14 protein-coding genes are annotated in these 17,845 nt (G+C 71.0%); 6 read left to right on the top strand and 8 right to left on the bottom strand.

Features of this window, described 5'->3' with window-relative positions; translation table 11 throughout:
* Positions 1-326: 326 nt before the first annotated feature.
* The 5 genes from hemE to KV106_RS35200 form a co-directional block, all read right to left on the bottom strand.
* Positions 327-1,442: a uroporphyrinogen decarboxylase gene (hemE, locus tag KV106_RS35220; RefSeq protein ID WP_261216377.1), complete on the bottom strand. Its 1,116-nt coding sequence runs from the start codon at positions 1,440-1,442 to the stop codon at positions 327-329.
* A 35-nt stretch (positions 1,443-1,477) separates the two neighbouring features.
* Positions 1,478-2,788, bottom strand: a complete 1,311-nt coding sequence (gene tcuC, locus KV106_RS35215) for an MFS transporter (RefSeq protein ID WP_057593199.1) — start codon at positions 2,786-2,788, stop codon at positions 1,478-1,480.
* Between the two features lie 164 nt (positions 2,789-2,952).
* On the bottom strand, positions 2,953-3,657 hold the full coding sequence (locus tag KV106_RS35210) for a redoxin domain-containing protein (RefSeq protein ID WP_261216376.1): 705 nt from the start codon (positions 3,655-3,657) through the stop codon (positions 2,953-2,955).
* Positions 3,658-3,752: 95 nt separating this feature from the next.
* Positions 3,753-5,993, bottom strand: a complete 2,241-nt coding sequence (locus tag KV106_RS35205) for a protein-disulfide reductase DsbD family protein (protein WP_409976592.1) — start codon at positions 5,991-5,993, stop codon at positions 3,753-3,755.
* Positions 5,994-6,038: 45 nt separating this feature from the next.
* Positions 6,039-6,791 carry an alanyl-tRNA editing protein gene (locus KV106_RS35200; RefSeq protein WP_261216374.1) on the bottom strand — a complete coding sequence of 251 codons (753 nt, stop codon included), beginning with the start codon at positions 6,789-6,791 and terminating at the stop codon, positions 6,039-6,041.
* 143 nt (positions 6,792-6,934) lie between these two features.
* On the opposite strand from KV106_RS35200, the gene KV106_RS35195 reads away from it, so the two are divergent.
* On the top strand, positions 6,935-8,305 hold the full coding sequence (locus KV106_RS35195; protein WP_261216373.1) for a PQQ-dependent sugar dehydrogenase: 1,371 nt from the start codon (positions 6,935-6,937) through the stop codon (positions 8,303-8,305).
* A gap of 6 nt (positions 8,306-8,311) precedes the next feature.
* Here KV106_RS35195 and KV106_RS35190 read toward each other — a convergent pair whose 3' ends face one another.
* Positions 8,312-9,340, bottom strand: a complete 1,029-nt coding sequence (locus KV106_RS35190) for a substrate-binding domain-containing protein (RefSeq protein WP_261216372.1) — start codon at positions 9,338-9,340, stop codon at positions 8,312-8,314.
* Positions 9,341-9,487: 147 nt separating this feature from the next.
* Between KV106_RS35190 and KV106_RS35185 the strand changes: the two genes are divergently transcribed.
* From KV106_RS35185 to KV106_RS35175, 3 genes are read left to right on the top strand one after another with little or no spacing between them, the layout of a single operon-like run.
* Complete coding sequence (locus KV106_RS35185; RefSeq protein ID WP_261216371.1) at positions 9,488-10,840, top strand: uracil-xanthine permease family protein; 1,353 nt, start codon at positions 9,488-9,490, stop codon at positions 10,838-10,840.
* Between the two features lie 36 nt (positions 10,841-10,876).
* Entirely contained in the window at positions 10,877-12,277 is a 1,401-nt protein-coding gene (locus KV106_RS35180; RefSeq protein WP_261216370.1) for an amidohydrolase family protein, read from the top strand.
* Positions 12,274-12,987 carry a sulfite exporter TauE/SafE family protein gene (locus KV106_RS35175; RefSeq protein WP_261216369.1) on the top strand — a complete coding sequence of 238 codons (714 nt, stop codon included), beginning with the start codon at positions 12,274-12,276 and terminating at the stop codon, positions 12,985-12,987. Before KV106_RS35180 ends, KV106_RS35175 begins: the two co-directional genes overlap by 4 nt.
* Positions 12,988-12,989: 2 nt before the next feature.
* Here the strand turns inward: KV106_RS35175 and KV106_RS35170 are convergent, their stop codons facing one another.
* Positions 12,990-13,562: a GNAT family N-acetyltransferase gene (locus tag KV106_RS35170; protein WP_261216368.1), complete on the bottom strand. Its 573-nt coding sequence runs from the start codon at positions 13,560-13,562 to the stop codon at positions 12,990-12,992.
* Between the two features lie 100 nt (positions 13,563-13,662).
* On the opposite strand from KV106_RS35170, the gene KV106_RS35165 reads away from it, so the two are divergent.
* Entirely contained in the window at positions 13,663-15,405 is a 1,743-nt protein-coding gene (locus tag KV106_RS35165; protein WP_261216367.1) for a chloride channel protein, read from the top strand.
* A 7-nt stretch (positions 15,406-15,412) separates the two neighbouring features.
* Here KV106_RS35165 and KV106_RS35160 read toward each other — a convergent pair whose 3' ends face one another.
* Positions 15,413-16,423 carry a zinc-binding alcohol dehydrogenase family protein gene (locus tag KV106_RS35160; RefSeq protein ID WP_261216366.1) on the bottom strand — a complete coding sequence of 337 codons (1,011 nt, stop codon included), beginning with the start codon at positions 16,421-16,423 and terminating at the stop codon, positions 15,413-15,415.
* A 91-nt stretch (positions 16,424-16,514) separates the two neighbouring features.
* Here KV106_RS35160 and KV106_RS35155 point away from each other — a divergent pair, with 91 nt between their 5' ends.
* Complete coding sequence (locus KV106_RS35155) at positions 16,515-17,423, top strand: LysR family transcriptional regulator (RefSeq protein WP_261216365.1); 909 nt, start codon at positions 16,515-16,517, stop codon at positions 17,421-17,423.
* Positions 17,424-17,845 lie beyond the last annotated feature (422 nt).

Here is a 17,845-nt window from a genome sequence, read left to right as displayed (position 1 = left end):
GTCCAGAGTTTCTGTGGATAACTTTGTTGAAAACCGGGCTGGACTCGTCGCCAAGCCTTGAAAATCAAGGCTCTGGCTGGATTGCCCGCAAAAAGGGCAAAGTTCAAACTCCATATAAATCAACAACTTAGCTTCGCTATTGCTTTGGTAGCGGCGCCAGGACCGCCTAACGCAATCTTGCGCACTGCAACACGCGTTTTGTGCATAAGTCGGTCGCCGAAGCCCGTTTTGGGCCTTGACAAAGCCGCTGCGCCGCATTCTGGCCATCTTCTTTTCCACATCCGCCACGCTGGCGGGTGGCTGCGGCCGGCGGCTGGCGGGCCGTGTCAGGCGGGCTGCCGCAGCCGGCGCGATTGCGCGTGCACCGCCTGCACCAGCGCCGACACGTGTTCGGGCGGCGTGAACTGGCTGATGCCGTGGCCCAGGTTGAAGATGTGGGTCGGCCCGGCGGTCGCGCGGTCGGTGTGCGGCGCACCGAAGGCCTGCAGCACCTTCGCCACCTCGGCTTCGATGCGCGCGGGCGGCGCGAACAGCACGTTGGGGTCGATGTTGCCCTGCAGCGCCTTGGCCTGGCCGTCGCTGCCCTCGGCCACACGGCGGCGCGCGGCGCCGAGGTTCACGGTCCAGTCCACGCCGAGCACCTGGCAGTCGAGCGCGCGCATGTCCTCGAGCCAGAGCCCGCCGCCCTTGGTGAAGACGATGCGCGGCACCGGTTGGCCGTCGGGGCCGTGGCGCTTGAGGCCGGCGAGCACGCGCGCGGTGTAGGCCAGGCTGAATTGCTGGAACGCGCCGTCGGCCAGCACGCCGCCCCAGCTGTCGAACACCATCACGGCCTGCGCGCCGGCGTCGATCTGGGCGTTGAGGTAGGCGGCCACGGCATCGGCGTTGATCGCGAGCACGCGGTGCATCAGGTCGGGGCGGCCGTAGAGCATGCTCTTCACGAGCCGGTAGTCGCTCGAGCCCGCGCCCTCGACCATGTAGCAGGCCAGCGTCCAGGGGCTGCCCGAGAAGCCGATCAGCGGCACGCGGCCGTCGAGCGCCTTGCGGATCGAGGCCACGGCGTCGAAGACGTAGCGCAGCTTGTCCATGTCGGGCACCTCGAGCGCGGCCACGGCCGCCTCGTCGCGCAGCGGGCGCGCGAAGCGCGGGCCCTCGCCGGCCTCGAACGAGAGGCCCAGGCCCATCGCGTCGGGCACGGTGAGGATGTCGGAGAACAGGATCGCCGCGTCGAGCGGATAGCGCGCCAGCGGCTGCAGCGTGACCTCGGTCGCGTGGTCGACGTTGGTGGCCAGTCCCATGAAGCTGCCGGCCCGCGCGCGGGTGGCGACGTACTCGGGCAGGTAGCGGCCGGCCTGGCGCATCAGCCAGACGGGCGTGTGGTCGGTGGCCTGGCGCCAGCAGGCTCGCAGGAAGGTGTCGTTTTGCAGGGGGGCGAAGGGCATCGGGCGATTGTCGCAGGGCCCCCGCCGCGCGCCCGTCAGACCGCCGGCACGCGCCGCGCGTCGGCCGGGCTCACGTTGCGCCGGTAGAGCACCAGTGTCGCGACCAGCCCGCAGATCGCGGCCGCCGTCATCCACAGGCCCGGCGCGGCCTTGTCGCCGGTCATCTCGATCAGGCCGGTGGCCACGGCCGGCGTGAAGCCGCCGAACAGCGCGGTCGCGAGGCTGTAGGCCAGCGAGAAGCCGGCGGTGCGCACGCTGACCGGCATCACCTCGGTCAGCGCCACCACCATCGCGCCGTTGTAGCTCGCGTAGAGGAACGAGAGCCACAGCTCGACCTCGAGCATGCGCGCGAAGCTCGGCGCGCCGACCAGCCACTTGAGCGACGGATAGGCCGTGAGGATGGTCAGCACGGTGAACGCGATCAACAGGGGTTTGCGGCCCACGCGGTCCGACAGCGCGCCCATGATCGGCAGCCAGATGAAGTTGGAGATGGCCACGCACAGCGTGACGACCAGCGCGTCGGTGGTGCTCAGGTGCAGCACGGCCTTGCCGAAGGTGGGCGTGTAGACCGTGATCAGGTAGAAGGACACGGTGGTCATCGACACCAGCATCATCCCGGCGATCACTAGGCCCCAGTTGGCGACCATCGAGCGGAAGATCTCGCGCGCGTCGGGGCGGTGCTTGCGCGCCATGAACTCCTCGGTCTCCTGCAGCGAGCGGCGGATCACGAACAGCACCGGCACGATCAGGCAGCCGACGAAGAAGGGCACGCGCCAGTAGAAGTCGCCGATCTCCTGCGCGCTGAAAGTCACGTTGAGCCAGTAGCCGAGCGCGGCCGCCACCACGATGGCGACCTGCTGGCTGGCCGACTGCCAGCTCACGTAGAAGCCCTTGCGGCCCGGCGTGGCCATCTCCGACAGGTAGACCGACACGCCGCCGAGCTCCACGCCGGCCGAGAAGCCCTGCAGCAGCCGCCCGATCAGCACCAGGAGCGGCGCGGCGAAGCCGATGGTGGCGTAGGACGGCACGCAGGCGATCAGCAGCGTGCCCAGCGCCATCAGCGCGAGCGTGACGATCAGGCCCTTGCGGCGGCCCACGCGGTCGACGTAGGCGCCGAGGAAGATCGCGCCCAGCGGCCGCATCAGGAAGCCGGCGCCGAAGGTCATGAAGGTCAGCATCAGCGAGGCGAACTCGTCGCCGGCCGGGAAGAAGGCCTTCGAGATCTGCGTGGCGTAGAAGCCGAACAGGAAGAAGTCGAACATCTCCATGAAGTTGCCGCCGGTCACGCGCAGGACGGTGGCGAACTTGGAGCTGGAGGCAGTCGCGCCTTTGGACGCTGTGGTCATGTGTGGGGTCCCCTGGATGCGCGTGCGAGATGCATGCACCCCAAGGGTAGGAAGGGCTCCCCGACCGCAAGCTGACGCGCGCGGTCAGGTACCTGTCAAAGCCGGCGCCAAAGAAAATGAGGCGCCGCGGCGCCTCTTGCTGAGTGACGGGCCCGGGGTCGGGCTCAGGTCTTGTACTTGATCGAGCAGCCGTAGGGCCGCGTGCTCGCCGCCGTGATCGGCTTGCTGCCGAAGGCCTCGCCGAGCGCCTGGTTCACGTAGTTGACGGCGGTCTTGATGTCGTCCACGCGCGCCGAGGCGATGGAGTCGATGCCGCCCGCATACACCAGCGTGCCCTTGGGATCGATGATGAAGATGTGCGGCGTGGTGCGCGCGCCGTAGGCCTGGCCGATCATGCCGTCCTCGTCCATCAGCACCGCCGTGGGCGCGGCCGACTGCGACTTCATCCAGTCGGCCAGCGCGGCCGGCTTCAGGTAGTCGCTGGCGGCGCGCTCGGTGGAGTTGATGGCCAGCCAGACCACGCCCTTGTCGGTGGCGGCCTTCTGGGTGGCGGGCATGTTGCCGCTGCCGTAGTGCTTGCGCACGAAGGGGCAGCCGGGGTTGGTCCATTCGAGCACCACGAACTTGCCCGCGAAGTCGGACAGCTTGTGCTTGGCGCCGCTGGTGTCGACGGCGACGAAGTCGGGCGCCTGCTGGCCCACGGCGGGCGCGGCGAAGGCGTTGTTGCTCACGAGGAAGGTGGCGCCCAGCGCGACGGCGGCGGCCATGACGGCGCGGCGCGAGGCACGGCTGAGGGCGGCGCGGGCTCGGCGCGCGGCGCGCACCGAGCGCGAGTCGGGGCGCAGCTCGGTAGACGGGGGGAGGGACATGGGCTGATCGAACTCCATGGAGATATTTCCGAATGACGGCGACAGCTTAGAGCGGTTTTTTCATGTGCCTGTGACAACCCATGTCACAGCCGTGGTCAAAGCGCGGCGAGGGCCGCGCGGACCTCGTCCTTGCCCAGGATCTCGGTCAGCACCACGGGCGGCTTGCCCGGGGCCTGCAGCACGTAGACCGGCACGCCGCTGCGGCCGAGCGCGGTCAGCGCGGCGGTGATCGCGGGGTCGCGGCGGGTCCAGTCGGCGCGCAGCATCGCGACCTTCTTGGCGTCGAAGGCGGCCAGCAGCTCGGTGTCGGACAGCGTGGTCTTCTTGTTGTACTGGCAGGTCACGCACCAGGCGGCGGTGAAATCGATGAACACCGGGCGGCCGTCGCCGGCCAGCTCGGCCACGCGCTCGGCCGACCAGGGCTGCCAGCGCGCTTCCTTCGAGCCCGTGGCGCTCGCGAGCTTCGCGGGTTCGACGGTGGTCAGCACGTTGCGGCCGATGGCGCTGGTGAGCACCGCGGTGAAGCCGATCAGCACGGTGGCGATCACCAGCCGCGAGCGGCCGCGCAGCGTGAGCGCCCAGACGATCGCCGACAGGCACACCAGCAGCGCCAGCAGGGTGCCGGCGCCGTCGATGCCGGTCTGCTGGCCCAGCACCCAGACCAGCCAGGCGACGGTGGCGAACATCGGGAAGGCCAGCAGCTTGCGCAGCGTGCTCATCCAAGGGCCGGGCTTGGGCAGCAGCCAGGCGATGGCCGGCACGAAGCCCGCCACCAGGTAGGGCAGCGCGAGGCCGAAGCCCAGCGCGGCGAACAGCAGCAGCGCCTGGCCGGCCGGCAGGCCGATCGCGAAGCCCAGCGAGGCGCCCATGAACGGCGCGGTGCAGGGCGAGGCGATGACGACCGCGAGCACGCCCGAGAGGAAGTCGTTGGCGATCGGGTGCTTGGCCTGCGCGCTGCACACCGACGAAGGCACGGTGCGCATGAACTCGAACACGCCCACCAGGTTCAGGCCGATCAGCGTGAACAGCGCGGCCAGCACTGCCACCACCGCGGGCGACTGGAGCTGGAAGCCCCAGCCCAGGCCGGCGCCGGCCGCGCGCAGCGCGAGCATGGCGCCGCCGAGCGCGAGGAAGGACAGCATCACGCCGGCCGTGTAAGCCAGCCCGGCCTGCCGGTGCGCGCTGCGGTTGCCGGCCTGGCGCGCGAAGCCCAGCACCTTGATCGCGAGGATCGGGAACACGCAGGGCATGAGGTTGAGCAGCAGGCCGCCGAGGAAGGCGCCGAGCAGCGCGGCCAGCAGCGTGCCCATGGGCTGGGGCGCGATCTCGTTCGAGGCCGCGGCGGTCTTGACGGCATCGGCCGCGTTGGCCGCCAGCGCCGCCTGCAGCGCGGGCGAGACCTGGGCCGCGGGCGCGGCGGCCGCCGCGGGCCAGCTGCCGCTCACGGGCGGTTCGGCGCGCCAGGCGATCGGCTGGCCGGGCTGGCGGTCGGCCTCGGCCAGCGCCACCACCACCGGCATCGCCGTGGGGCTCGCGCTGCGCTGGTCGGCCAGCGGCAGCGTGGCGGTCCAGGTGCCGCCCTGCCAGGATTGGGTCCAGTCCTTGCCGGAGACGGCCGCGGTGCGGATCACCTCGGGGGTCTCGGGGAAGAAGGCCAGCGTCTTTCCCTGGGCGGCCGCCGGCAGGCCCTCGAGGCGCACCTGCAGGTTGTTGCCCTGCACCTCGATCGCGCCCGGCGCGGCGAGCTGTGCCGGCTGGGCGGCCTGGGCGGCGTCGAACTCGGCCTTGTGCAGCGCGGTCGAGCCTTGCACAGGCAGCGCCAGCGAGAACTCGCCTTCCTCGGGAATGCATTCCTTGCGGCAGACCAGCCACGAGGCCTTGAGCCGCACCTGGAGTTCGGCCGGCCCGCCCGCGCCCGTGAGGGCCAGCGGCGGCTTGAAGGTGCTCGCCACCTCGAGCGGCACCGGCAGCAGCACCGTGTTCTCGTAGCCGTAGTTGGCGAGGTTGCCGACCGGGATCTTCTTCGGCACCGGCCAGGCGATGTCGCCGGCGGCCACGCCGGGCGGCAGCGTCCAGCTCAGCTCGGTGGGCAGGCCGGAGTCGCCGGCGTTCTTCCAGTAGGTGTGCCACTCGGGCTGGTGCGCGATCTGCAGGCCGACCCAGACCGGCGCGCCGGGCGTCACGCCATCGGGCGCGTGCGCCACCAGTTCGGCGCGCACATGCGGCGTGGTCACGACCGCGCTCGTCTTCGCTGGAGTCAATTGGGCCAGAGCCGGCATCCAGGCTGCGGATGCTGCTATCAGGAGCGTAGCGAATCGAAGGCGCGGGAAGGTCATGCCGTCAGTCGGAGCGTTCAGGGGAGGCGAAGTTCCGGGCCGGCCTCAGGCCGCGGCCCAGCCCAGCACCACGCGCCGGCTGTTGGCGCTCTTCTTCTCGATCTTGGTGACCACCACGGCGCCGATCTCGGCGGTGTTGGCCACGTGCGTGCCGCCGCAGGGCTGGAAGTCGATCTGGGCCTCGCCCTCGCCGCCGATGCGGATGGTGCGCACCGTGCCCGTGCCGCGCGGCGGCTGCACGCTCATGCTCTTGACCAGCGCCGGGTTGGCGTCGAGCTCGGCATCGGTGATGGCGCCGACGGTCAGCGGATGGGCCGCGCCCACCAGCGCCGCGAGGCCCTGGGTCAGCGCTTCCTTGTCGAGCGGGTCGGTCATGTGGAAGTCGAGCCGCGCGTAGTCGGGCGTGATCGAGCAGCCGTTGACCGGCTGCGGCACCAGGTAGCAGAGCAGGTGGGTGGCGGTGTGGAAGCGCATCAGCCGGTGGCGGCGCTCCCAGTCGATGGTCGCGGTGACGCTGTCGCCGGGCTTCAGCGCGGCCAGCAGGGCCTCCTGGCCCGGCGCGGGCACGTGCACGATCTCGTCGGTGGCGCGGCCCTCGGCGTCCTTGCCCTTGCGCGTGTCGGCGATCGCGATCCCGCCGCCGCCGGCCGGCGCCAGCACGCCGCTGTCTCCGGCCTGTCCGCCGCCCAGCGGGTAGAACACGGTACGGTCCAGCACGATGCCGGCCTCGTCGATGCGCTCGACGCGCGCTTCGCAGGAGCGCAGATAGGCGTCGGCGCGGAACAGGTCGTGGGTCATCCCGGCGATGGTAGCGGCGATGCGCGAACGGGGTGCGCCCACGCCGGAAAGCGCCCACGACCGACAGCCCCGGGGCCGCCGCCCGCTCGAAGATCGCCCGACGCGCGGCGTCCGGCCGCGCCGCAACGCATGAAGGACGGCGCATGAAGACACGGCAGCAAGCACCCACCCCCAAGACGGCCGCGGCCCTGCTGGTGGCGGTCCTGGTCCCGCTGGTGCTGGCGGGCTGCGGCGAGGCGGCCAAGCTCACGCCCGAACTGACCACCGGCCCGCGGCCGCAGCTGGTGGAGCCCAACAAGACCCTGATCCCCACCGTCAACGTCGCGCCCGTGGTCGGCTGGAACGACACCGCCGCGCCCACGCCGGCCGACGGCCTCAAGGTGGCGGCGCTGGCGCGCGGGCTCGACCATCCGCGCTGGGTCTACACCCTGCCCAACGGCGACGTGCTGGTGGCCGAGAGCAACAAGCCGCCCAAGCCCGAGGGCGCGACCGACGGCGGCAGCGGCCTGATGGCCAAGGCGCGCAACTTCGTGATGAACAAGCTGATGGCGCGTGCCGGCGCCGGCGTGCCCAGCGCCAACCGCATCACCCTGCTGCGCGACGCCGACGGCGACGGCGCGGCCGAGGTCAAGCAGGTGTTCCTCTCCAACCTCACCTCGCCCTACGGCATGGCGCTGGTGGGCAACGAGCTCTTCATCGCCAACGCCGATGCGCTCGTGAAGGTGCCCTACACCGAGGGCCAGACCTCCATCGATGCCAAGCCCACCGTGGTGACGCCGCTGCCCGCGGGCATCAACCACCACTGGACCAAGAACGTGATCGCCAACGCCGACGGCAGCAAGCTCTACGTGACCGTGGGCTCGAACAGCAACATCGGCGAGAACGGCCTGGCCGCCGAGGAGGGCCGCGCGGCCATCTGGGAGGTCGACACCAAGAGCGGCGAGAAGCGCCTGTTCGCGAGCGGCCTGCGCAATCCCAACGGCCTGGGCTGGGATCCCGACACGCAGGCGCTGTGGACCGTGGTCAACGAGCGCGACGAGATCGGCAGCGACCTCGTGCCCGACTACCTGACCTCGGTGAAGGACGGCGCCTTCTACGGCTGGCCCTGGAGCTACTACGGCGGCGTGGTCGACGTGCGCGTGCAGCCGCAGAACCCCGAGATGGTGGCCAAGTCGATCGCGCCCGACTATGCGCTGGGCTCGCACGTCGCGCCGCTGGGCCTGGCGTTCTCGCGCCCGGGCGGCATGCCCGAGCAGTTCGCCAGCGGTGTCTTCATCGGCGAGCACGGCTCGTGGAACCGCAAGCCCAAGTCGGGCTACAAGGTGGTGTTCGTGCCCTTCATCGGCGGCAAGCCCAGCGGCCCGCCGGTCGACGTGCTCACGGGCTTCCTCGATGCCCAGGAGAAGGCCCAGGGCCGGCCGGTGGGCGTGGCGCTCGACAAGAGCGGCGCGCTGCTGGTGGCCGACGACGTGGGCAACGTCGTGTGGAGGGTATCGCGCGCGAAGCAGAACTAAGGACGCTCAGCCGCCGCGCACCGACGAGGGCCGCGCCACCAGCTGCGCGGCCGGGCCCTCGACCCGATGCCGCGAGACGTCGCCGCGCAGGTGGTCGAACAGCAGCGCGATCGCCTGCTGCGCCACCTCCTCCAGGTGCAGGTCGACCGCGGTGAGCGGCGGCACGCTGGTGCGTGCGCGCAGGCCGTCGTAGCGGGTCGCGACCATCACGTCGTCGGGCACGCGGCGCCCGCTCTGCACGATCGCGGCCAGCGCGCCGGTGGCGAAGGCATCGACCGGCACGCAGAAGGCGTCGATGCCGGGATGTGCCGCGAGCAGCGCTTGCGCCGCCTCGTGGCCGCCGGCCTCGCCGCGCACCTCCTCGACCAGCGACAGCAGCGGCGGCTGGCCGCGCGCGGCCATCGCTTCTTCATAGGCCGTGCGCGCCTCGAGGTAGGAGTTGCGCTGCGCCGCGCCCAGGATCATCGCGACCTGGCGCGCGCCCTGGCCGTGCAGGTGCTCGAGCAGCAGCCGCGTGGTGCGGCCCGAATGGATGTCGACGTAGGGCGGCATCACCGGCCCCTCGGCCGGCTTGCCGATGGCCACCACCGGCAGGCCGCGGCGCAGCAGGTTCGCGAGGTTGGGGTCGCCGGCCGAGGGCTCGATGACCAGCGCGCCATCGACGTCGAGCAGCTCCATCGGCACCAGGCCGTTCTCCATCGCGGGCGCCAGCACCAGCGCGAGCCCGCGGTCGAGCGCCGCCGCCGCGGCCACCGCCGCCACCTCCATCAGGAAGCCCAGCCGCGAGGGCCCGCCCGCCACCGCGAGCGGCATCGAGGACAGCAGGGCGATCATGTGCGCCTGCCCGGTGCGCAGCCGCTGCGCATTGCGGTTCGGCCGGTAGCCCAGCCTGGCGGCCGCGCGCTCGACGCGCGCGCGGGTCTCGGCATCGACCTGCCCGCGCGCGTTGAGGGCGTGCGACACGGTGGTCGGCGACACGCCGGCCTCGCGCGCCACGTCCTTGATGTTCGCCCGTGGCGCTCGCTCGGTGTTCATCCCGTATTGACCTTCCACGAAAGCGGTGCTTCAATTCCCAAATCGTTTTGGGCGCCTGCCCGGAATGTACTTCACCCGCTGCGGCGGATTTTTTTGCCAGTGCGCCCAAATCGATTTGGGTGCGGACCGATCCAAGGAAAAACGATCATGTCCCGTGCGAACGAGCCAGCGCCCGTCGATGCCGTGCTGCCCTTTTCCCAATTGCTGCTGTTCGGCCTGCAGCATGTGCTGGTGATGGCCGCGGTGCCGATCACCTCGGTGTTCCTGGTGGCCAAGGCGCTGGGCCTGTCGGCCGCGCTCACCGTCAACCTGATCAGCGCCACCTTCCTGCTGTGCGGGCTGGGCACCCTGCTGCAGTCCTTCGGGCCGTGGAAGTTCGGCGCGCGGCTGCCCTTCGTGATGGTGCCGGGCGGCGCGCCGATCGTGATGTTCGTGACCATCGCCCAGCAGCGCGACCTGCAGACCGCCTCGGGCGCGGTGATCCTCACGGCGCTGTTCTATTTCCTGATCCTGCCGGTGTTCGCGCGCTGCCTGCGCTTCTTCCCGAAGATCGTCATCGGCACGCTGCTGCTGCTGGTGTCGATCAACCTGGTCAAGGTCTACGGCGGCATCATCGCCGGCAAGGCCGGCACGCCCACCTTCGGCGACCCGGTGAACATCGGCCTGGCGCTCGCCACCATCGGCTTCACGGTGCTGTTCGCGCGCCTGTTCAAGGGCATGCTGGGCCAGCTCGCGGTGCTGCTGGGCCTCTTGGCCGGCACGTTGCTGGCGGCCGCCTTCGGGCTGATGGACTTCTCGCCCGTGGCCGCCGGCCCGGTGTGGAGCAGCCCGACCCTGCTGCCCTTCGGCCTGCCGCATTTCGACCTCGTGGCCGCGGTGCCGCTGCTGATCTTCAGCGTGATCTCGATGGTCGAGGCCACCGGCCAGACGGTGGCCGTGGCCGAGGTGGTGGGCCGGCCCATCGACCCGCGCGACGCGGTGCCGCGCACCGTGCGCGGCGACGCGCTGGTGTCGCTGCTCGGCGGCCTGTTCGGCACCTCGATGATCATCACCAGCGGCGAGAACATCGGCATCGTGCGCGCCACCAACGTGCGCTCGCGCTACGTGACAGCGATGGCCGGCGCGATCCTGGTGCTGATCGCGCTGTCGGCGCCGCTGGGCCGGCTGGCCAGCGCGATCCCGGCCGCCGTGGTGGGCGGCACCGCGATGGTGGTGTTCGCGATCATCGGCACCATGGGCATCGACATGCTGCGCCGCACCGACCTGCACGAGCGCGGCAACATGTTCGTGCTGGCGGGCGCGCTGACCATGGGCCTGCTGCCGATCCTGGTGCCGGGGCTCTACAGCCGCTTTCCCGACACCCTGCAGCTGGTGCTGGGCAACGGCCTCGCGATGGGCTCGATCACCGCGGTGGTGCTCAACCTGCTGTTCAACCGGCCACCGGCCGGACGCGCGGCGCCCCTGCCGTCGGCGGTGCCGCCGCCGGTCTCGCCGCAGTGAGCTTCTTCTCTTTCCTCTTCTCTCCCGGATCCAGACATGTCCCCTGACCACGAGGCCGCGCCCTTCGCGGCCCCCGAGCTGCTGCTCGTGCCCGACCACCTGATGCTGCGCGACGGCCCTGCCTCCGGCCACGCCGTGCACATCGCCGACGGCCGCTTCGCCGACATCGGCCCCGCCGAGCTGCTGGCCGCGCGCCATCCTCGACTGGTGCCGCAACGCCTGCCCGGCCGGCTGCTGATGCCCGGCATGATCGACGCGCACCACCACCTCACGCAGTCCTTCGGCAAGTCGCTGGCCTACGGCGAGCCGTCCGAGATCTTCCGGCGCGTGTGGGTGCCGCTCGAATCCAGCCTCGACGACGAGTTCGTCTACCTCGCGACCAAGCTCGCGGCGCTCGAGTCGCTGCGCGGCGGCTTCACCACAGTGTGCGACGCCGGCACCCGCGCGCCGGGCGACATCGGCGCCATGGCGCGCGCGCTGCACGAGACCGGCCTGCGCTGCGTGCTCGGGCTGATCTGCAACGACGGCGGCAACGAGAGCGGCGATGCCGAGCGCCGCGTGCTGAAGGCGCAGGCCGAGCGTTTCCTCGCGCGCTGGCAGGGCGATGCGCTGGTGCATCCCTCGCTCGCGATCTCGGTGCCCGAGGCGGCCTCCGACGAGATGCTGACGAGCGTCTCCGCGCTGTGCGCCGAGGCCGGCACCGTGTTCCAGACCCACGTCAACGAGCACCTGGCCTCGGTCGAGCGCTCGGTGGTCGCGCGCGGCCGGCGCCCGCTGGAACTGCTCGCGCAGCTGGGCGCGCTCGGCCCGCAGGTGCTGATCGCGCACGGCACGCTGGTGACGCCGCCGGAGCTCGTGCTGCTGCGCGACACCGACACCGCCGTCAGCTACAACCCGGTCGCGAGCCAGTGGAAGGGCAACGCGGTGGCGCCGGCCCATCTCATGGCCGCGCTCGGCATCCGCTTCGGCCTGGGCACCGATGCCACGCGCAGCGACGGCTTCCGCTTGATGGATGCGGCCGAGGCGGCGCAGAAGATCGCCTTCGGCCTGGCCGTGGGCGATGCCTCCAGCGGCGGCGGCTGGACCTGGTTCGACCATGCGACGCACGAGGGCGCGCGCGCCGCGGGCCTGGGCGCGCGCACCGGCGAGATCGCCGTGGGCAAGGCCGCCGACTTCCTGCTCGTGGACGTCGACACGCCCGAGATGTGCACCTCGGTCGACCTGACCTGGGACCTGGTGCGCCTGGGCAATCGCGACCAGATCGAGGCGGTGTTCGTCGATGGCCGGCTGCGGCTGTGGAAGGGCTGGCCCACCGACTGGGACGCGCGCGCGCTGCAACGGCAGCTCGCGCGCACCGCCCAGGCCGCGATTGCGCGCGCGCCGATCGTGCGGCTGCATCCCACGGCCGCCGAGCACCGGCGGCAGGTCGCCCGATGAGCGCGCAGCACCTCGTGCTGATGTCGCTGGCCGTGTTGGTCGCCGCCTTCGTGCAGGGCGCGACCGGCGTCGGCTTCGCGCTCATCGCCGCGCCGGTGATCGGCCTCGTGCGCCCCGAGCTGCTGCCGGTGTGCGTGCTGGTGCTGATGCTGCCGCTGAACCTCTACGTGGCCTGGCGCGAGCGCGGCGCGATCGACGGCACCGGCGCGCGCTGGATCACCGGCGGGCGCGTCGCGGGCACCGCGGGCGGCCTGTGGGTGCTGGCGGCGCTCAGCGCGGGCCAGCTCTCGCTGTTCGTCGGCGCCTCGACCGTCGCGGCCGCGCTGGTCACCCTGCTGATGCCGGCCTTCTCGCCGGGGCGCGGCGCTTTCGTCGGCGCCGGGCTGGTCACCGGCATCACCGAAACCGCCACCGGCATCGGCGGCCCGCCGCTGGCGCTGGTCTACCAGCACCAGCCGGCGCCCACCATGCGCTCGACCATCGCGCTGTGCTTCCTGCTCGGCGAGCTGGTCTCGCTGGCCGTGCTGCTGGCCACCAGCCGCGTCGGCCTGCCGCAGCTGCAGGCCGCGGCGCTGCTGCTGCCGGCGCTGGTCGTGGGCGCGGTGCTCAGCCGCCTCGTGCATCGCCGCGTGAACGGGCGGCTGCTGCGCATCTTCGTGCAGGTGTTCGCGATCGTCTCGGGGCTGGTGCTGCTGGTGAAGGCCTTCTGATTTCAGGCGCCTTGTTGCGCCTGCCAGGCCGCACGGTCGAGCCGGTAGAGGCAATGGCGGCGCAGCGGATGGCCCTCGGCCAGCAGCGGATGGTCGAACGCGCCGGCCGGGTCCTCGCGCATGCCCAGGCGCTGCATCACCGCGCTCGAGCGCCGGTTGGGCAGCGCGGTGAAGGACACGATCTCGTCCAGCCCGAGCCGCTCGAAGCCCGTGGCCAACGAGGCGCGCGCCGCCTCGCTCGCGAGGCCCTGGCCCCACCATTGGCGCGCGAGCCGCCAGCCGATCTCCACGCAGGGCGAGAAGGGCAGGGCATAGGCCGGCGCATTGAGGCCGGTGAAGCCGATCAGCTCGCCGGACTCCTTGTGCTCGGCGGCCCAGAAGCCCCAGCCGTTCTGCGCGATGCGCTCGATGAAGCGCGCGACCAGCGCGTCGCTCTCCTCGCGCGACAGCGTGGCGGGAAAGAACTCCATCACCTGCGGATCGGCGACCAGCGCGGCGAAGGGCGCGAGGTCGCTCTCGCGCCACTGGCGCAGGCGAAGGCGGGGCGTTTCGGGTTCGATGAGCGTGCGGTCCATCGGGCGATTCTGGCGCAGACAGACGGCGGCGCCGATCGCCCATTTATGTCATGAGGTGATATATTTGCGCGCTTTCGCGCCACCGGCTTCCGGCCCCTCCATGTCCACTTCCACCCATCGCCGCGGCGACTTCGCGCTCGATGCGCGCCTGCTGCGCATCGCCACCCTGGCGGCCGTCATCGGCGCCGCGAGCACCGTGGCCGCGCGCGTGCTGCTCGACCTGATCCGCTTCTTCACCAACCTGTTCTTCTTCCAGAGCTTCTCGCTGGCCGACCGCTCGCCGGCCGGCCACACGATGGGCGCCTGGGTGATCGCGGTGCCGGTGCTTGGCGGGTTGGTGATCGGGCTGATCGCGCGCTACGGCTCCGAGAAGATCCGCGGCCACGGCATTCCCGAGGCCATCGAGGCGATCCTGTTCGGCCGCAGCAAGATGTCGCCGAAGGTGGCGGTGCTCAAGCCGCTGTCCTCGGGCATCGCGATCGGCAGCGGCGGGCCCTTCGGCGCCGAGGGGCCGATCATCATGACCGGCGGCGCCATCGGCTCCCTGATCGCGCAGCACTTCCACCTGTCGGCGGCCGAGCGCAAGGCGCTGCTGGTGGCCGGCGCCACCGCGGGCATGACGGCGGTGTTCGGCACGCCGGTGGCCGCGGTGCTGCTGGCGGTCGAGTTGCTGCTGTTCGAGCTGCGCCCGCGCAGCCTGCTGCCGGTGGCGATCGCCTGCGCGGTCGCGGGCTTCACGCGGCCGCTGCTGATGGAGGCCGGGCCGCTGTTCCCGCTGCAGACCGCGGTGCCTGGCCCGCTCGCGCTGCTGTCGTGCGTGGTGGCCGGACTGCTGTGCGGCGCGCTCTCGGCCAGCCTCTCGCTGTCGCTCTACAAGGTCGAGGACCTGTTCGGCAAGCTGCCGCTGCACTGGATGTGGTGGCCGGCGCTCGGCGGCCTCGCGGTGGGCATCGGCGGTTATTTCGAGCCGCGCGCGTTCGGCGTGGGCTACGACGTGATCGGCGACCTGCTGCACAACCAACTGGCCTGGCAGGCGGTGCTGGCGCTGATCGCGGTCAAGGCGATCATCTGGGTGATCGCGCTCGGCTCGGGCACCTCGGGCGGCGTGCTGGCGCCGCTCCTGATGATGGGCGCGGCGCTCGGCGCGGTGCTCTCGCACGTGCTGCCGGGTGGAGACCCGATGCTGTGGCCGCTGGTCTGCATGGCCGCCACGCTCGGCGGCACCATGCGCGCGCCGCTGATGGCCACCGTGTTCGCCTTCGGGCTCACGCACGACAGCAATGCGCTGCTGCCGCTGCTCGCCACCTCGGCCACCGCCTACGGCTTCACCGTGCTCACCATGCGGCGTTCGATCCTCACCGAGAAGATCGCACGCCGCGGCCATCACATCTACCGCGAGTACGGCATCGATCCGCTCGAGCGCCAGTTCGTGGAAGAGGTGATGACGCGCGAGGTGCGCACCATCGACGCCGCCCTGCCGGTGGCCGAGGCGCTGGCCATGTACTTCGGCGAAGACCAGGCGCACCGCGCGTTCCCGGTGCTGCGCGGGCGCGAGCTGATCGGCGTGGCCGACCGCGCCGTGCTCGCCGCCTGGAGCAACGGCACCGTCGGCGATGCCGTGGCCGGCACGCCGCCGGTGGTCGCGCTGCCCGGTGAGAACTGCCGCGCGGTCGCCACGCGGCTCGCGCGCCACGGGCTCGAGCGGCTGCCGGTGGTGCGCGATGCCGATTCGCGCCTGCTGGTCGGCATCGTGGCGCGCAGCGACCTCATCAAGCCCTCGCTCGCGCACTTCCACGAGGAAGAACAGCGCGAGCGGGTGCGCAGCCTGCGCTGGAGGCGCTGAGCTTCGTTCAGAACCCGGCGAGCACCACCTTGCCCTGCGCCTTGCCGCTTTCGATCAGCGCATGGGCGCGGCGCAGGTTGGCGGCGTTGATGGTGCCGAAGCTCGCGTTCGCGGTGGTGCGCACGCGGCCGGCGTCGACCAGCGCGGCCACCTCGGCCAGCAGCGCGCCCTGTTCGGCGATGTCGGTCGTCTCGAAGCGCGAGCGCGCGAACATCATTTCCCAGTGCAGCGACAGGCTCTTGGTCTTCAGCGGCATCGCGTCGAGCACCTTCATGTCGTCGATCACCGCGAGCTGGCCCTGGGGCTTGAGGCTCTCGATGATCTGCGCGTAGTGCTGCTCGGTCTGCGTGAGGCTCGCGACCATGTCGACCTCGGCGATGCCGGCGGCCTTGAGCTCGGCCGCGAGCGGTTTCGAATGGTCGATGACGAGGTGCGCGCCCAGTTCCAGGCACCAGGCGCGGGTCTCGGCGCGCGAGGCGGTGGCGACCACGCGCAGCTGCGTGAGCTGGCGCGCGAGCTGGATCAGGATCGAGCCCACGCCGCCGGCGCCGCCGGTGATCAGCAGGGTCTGTCCCGCGCCGCCGCCCTTGGGCACGCGCAGGCGGTCGAACAGCAGCTCGTAGGCGGTGATGGTGGTCAGCGGCAGCGCGGCGGCCTGGGCATCGTCGAGCGTGCCCGGCGCGATCGCGGCGATGCGCTCGTCGACCGCGTGCAGTTCCGAATTGGCGCCGGGGCGCACGATCGATCCCGCGTAGTAGACGCGGTCGCCGACCTTGAAGCCTTTCACGCCCGCGCCGATGGCCTCGACCGTGCCGACCGCGTCCCAGCCCAGCACCTTGGCCTGGCCGGCCTCGGGCGCGGCGTTCCTGCGCACCTTGGTGTCGACCGGATTGACCGACACCGCCTTCACGCGCACCAGCAGGTCGCGCGCGCCGGGCTGGGGCGCGGGCAGCTCGATGTCCTGCAGCGCCTCGGGGTTGTCGATGGGAAGGGGCTGGTAGTAGCCGACGGCTTTCATGGCGGTTCCTTTGTGGCGAATCTGGAGATGGATCGAATGTAGGGCGACAATCCTGATTTGATAAGACTGGCTAGGCGAGCAACACTTTCAAATGAAGATTGAAAATACCTCGGACCTGCGGGTGCTGGTGCAGACCGCGCGCGCCGGCACGCTGACGGCCGCGGCCCATGCGCTGGGCATCACGCCCGCGGCCGCCAGCGCCACGCTCAAGCGGCTCGAGACGCAGCTCGGCGCGCGTTTGTTCGAGCGCTCCACGCGCGCGATGCGCCTCACGCCGCAGGGCCAGACCCTGCTCGACTACGCGGTGCGCGCCTTCGAGCTGCTGGCCGAGGGCGAATCGCTGGTCACGGCCGACCGCGGCGAGCTGGTCGGCACCTTGCGCGTGGCCGCGCCCTCGGACCTCACGCGCAGCACCCTCTTGCCCTGGTTCGACGAGTTCCTCGCGCTGCACACGGGCGTGCAGCTGTCGCTGTCGGTGGGCGACCGGCCGCTGGACGTGATGCGCGACGAGGTCGATGTGGCGCTGCGCTACGGCGCGCTGGCCGATTCGCGGCTGGTGGCGCGGCCGTTCGCGATGACCAATCCGCTGTTGACGGCCTCGCCCGATTACCTGCGGCGGCACCCGGCGCCGAAGGTGCCGCAGGACCTGGTGCATCACAACTGCCTGATCTTCAACCGCGGGGGACGGCTGCATCGGGTCTGGCGATTTGCGCAGAACGGGCAGTGGACGGAGGTGAGGGTGGATGGGAACCGCAGCGTGGACGATGCTTCGCTGGCGCGCGAATGGGCGGTGGCGGGGTATGGGGTGACGTTGAAGTCGGCGCTCGATGTGCGTGGGGATATCGAGGCGGGGCGGCTGGTGCATCTGATGACGGATTGGGAGACGGAGCCTTATCCGTTGCATGCGTTGTTGCCCAGTGGGAGGTTTGTTGCGGCTCGGGTTCGAGCTTTGGTTGATTTCCTGGCTTTGAAGTTCGAGGGGTTGGGGGTTGGGGGTTGATGTGTTTGCCTTGCTTAGGCTGTTGGCCGGGTCTCGCCCCGGCGGGCGAGTCACTTTCTTTTGCTTCGCCAAAAGAAAGTAACCAAAGAAAAGGCGACCCACTGTCTGCGACCCCTGCGCTTCGCTCCGGGGCAACCTGCGGTGCTCGCGTTTCGCGGGGTCTCGCAGAACTCGCTTCGCTCAAACAGCTGCGAGCCCTGATCCGCGAAACGCTGCGCTCCTCGGCGCAGCCAGAGGGGTGGTTCGGGCCATCGCTGCGCTCGGCCGCAGATACCCGACAGGCCTTTGCTTCGCTCGGCCTTGAAAGAAGACCCGGAGCGGAAGCACTCCTGCACCCCACACAAGGACGCGCCACGGCGCGTTGACCCTAGTCCCCTCTGGCTGTGCCGAGGAGCGCAGGAGAAAGCGGGATAAGGGCCGCA

Origin of the sequence: Variovorax endophyticus (assembly GCF_025376855.1) — a bacterium.
In the GTDB taxonomy this organism is placed as follows: Bacteria; Pseudomonadota; Gammaproteobacteria; order Burkholderiales; family Burkholderiaceae_C; genus Variovorax.
This window is presented reverse-complemented; position numbering and strand designations above follow the sequence as displayed.

What these genes read in the sequence shown, in the direction of transcription:
- hemE (WP_261216377.1), bottom strand. Translation starts at nt 1,442, where the DNA reads ATGCCCTTCGCCCCCCTGCAAAACGACACCTTCCTGCGAGCCTGCTGG.
- tcuC (WP_057593199.1), bottom strand. Translation starts at nt 2,788, where the DNA reads ATGACCACAGCGTCCAAAGGCGCGACTGCCTCCAGCTCCAAGTTCGCC.
- KV106_RS35210 (WP_261216376.1), bottom strand. Translation starts at nt 3,657, where the DNA reads ATGTCCCTCCCCCCGTCTACCGAGCTGCGCCCCGACTCGCGCTCGGTG.
- KV106_RS35205 (WP_409976592.1), bottom strand. Translation starts at nt 5,993, where the DNA reads ATGACCTTCCCGCGCCTTCGATTCGCTACGCTCCTGATAGCAGCATCC.
- KV106_RS35200 (WP_261216374.1), bottom strand. Translation starts at nt 6,791, where the DNA reads ATGACCCACGACCTGTTCCGCGCCGACGCCTATCTGCGCTCCTGCGAA.
- KV106_RS35195 (WP_261216373.1), top strand. Translation starts at nt 6,935, where the DNA reads ATGAAGACACGGCAGCAAGCACCCACCCCCAAGACGGCCGCGGCCCTG.
- KV106_RS35190 (WP_261216372.1), bottom strand. Translation starts at nt 9,340, where the DNA reads ATGAACACCGAGCGAGCGCCACGGGCGAACATCAAGGACGTGGCGCGC.
- KV106_RS35185 (WP_261216371.1), top strand. Translation starts at nt 9,488, where the DNA reads ATGTCCCGTGCGAACGAGCCAGCGCCCGTCGATGCCGTGCTGCCCTTT.
- KV106_RS35180 (WP_261216370.1), top strand. Translation starts at nt 10,877, where the DNA reads ATGTCCCCTGACCACGAGGCCGCGCCCTTCGCGGCCCCCGAGCTGCTG.
- KV106_RS35175 (WP_261216369.1), top strand. Translation starts at nt 12,274, where the DNA reads ATGAGCGCGCAGCACCTCGTGCTGATGTCGCTGGCCGTGTTGGTCGCC.
- KV106_RS35170 (WP_261216368.1), bottom strand. Translation starts at nt 13,562, where the DNA reads ATGGACCGCACGCTCATCGAACCCGAAACGCCCCGCCTTCGCCTGCGC.
- KV106_RS35165 (WP_261216367.1), top strand. Translation starts at nt 13,663, where the DNA reads ATGTCCACTTCCACCCATCGCCGCGGCGACTTCGCGCTCGATGCGCGC.
- KV106_RS35160 (WP_261216366.1), bottom strand. Translation starts at nt 16,423, where the DNA reads ATGAAAGCCGTCGGCTACTACCAGCCCCTTCCCATCGACAACCCCGAG.
- KV106_RS35155 (WP_261216365.1), top strand. Translation starts at nt 16,515, where the DNA reads ATGAAGATTGAAAATACCTCGGACCTGCGGGTGCTGGTGCAGACCGCG.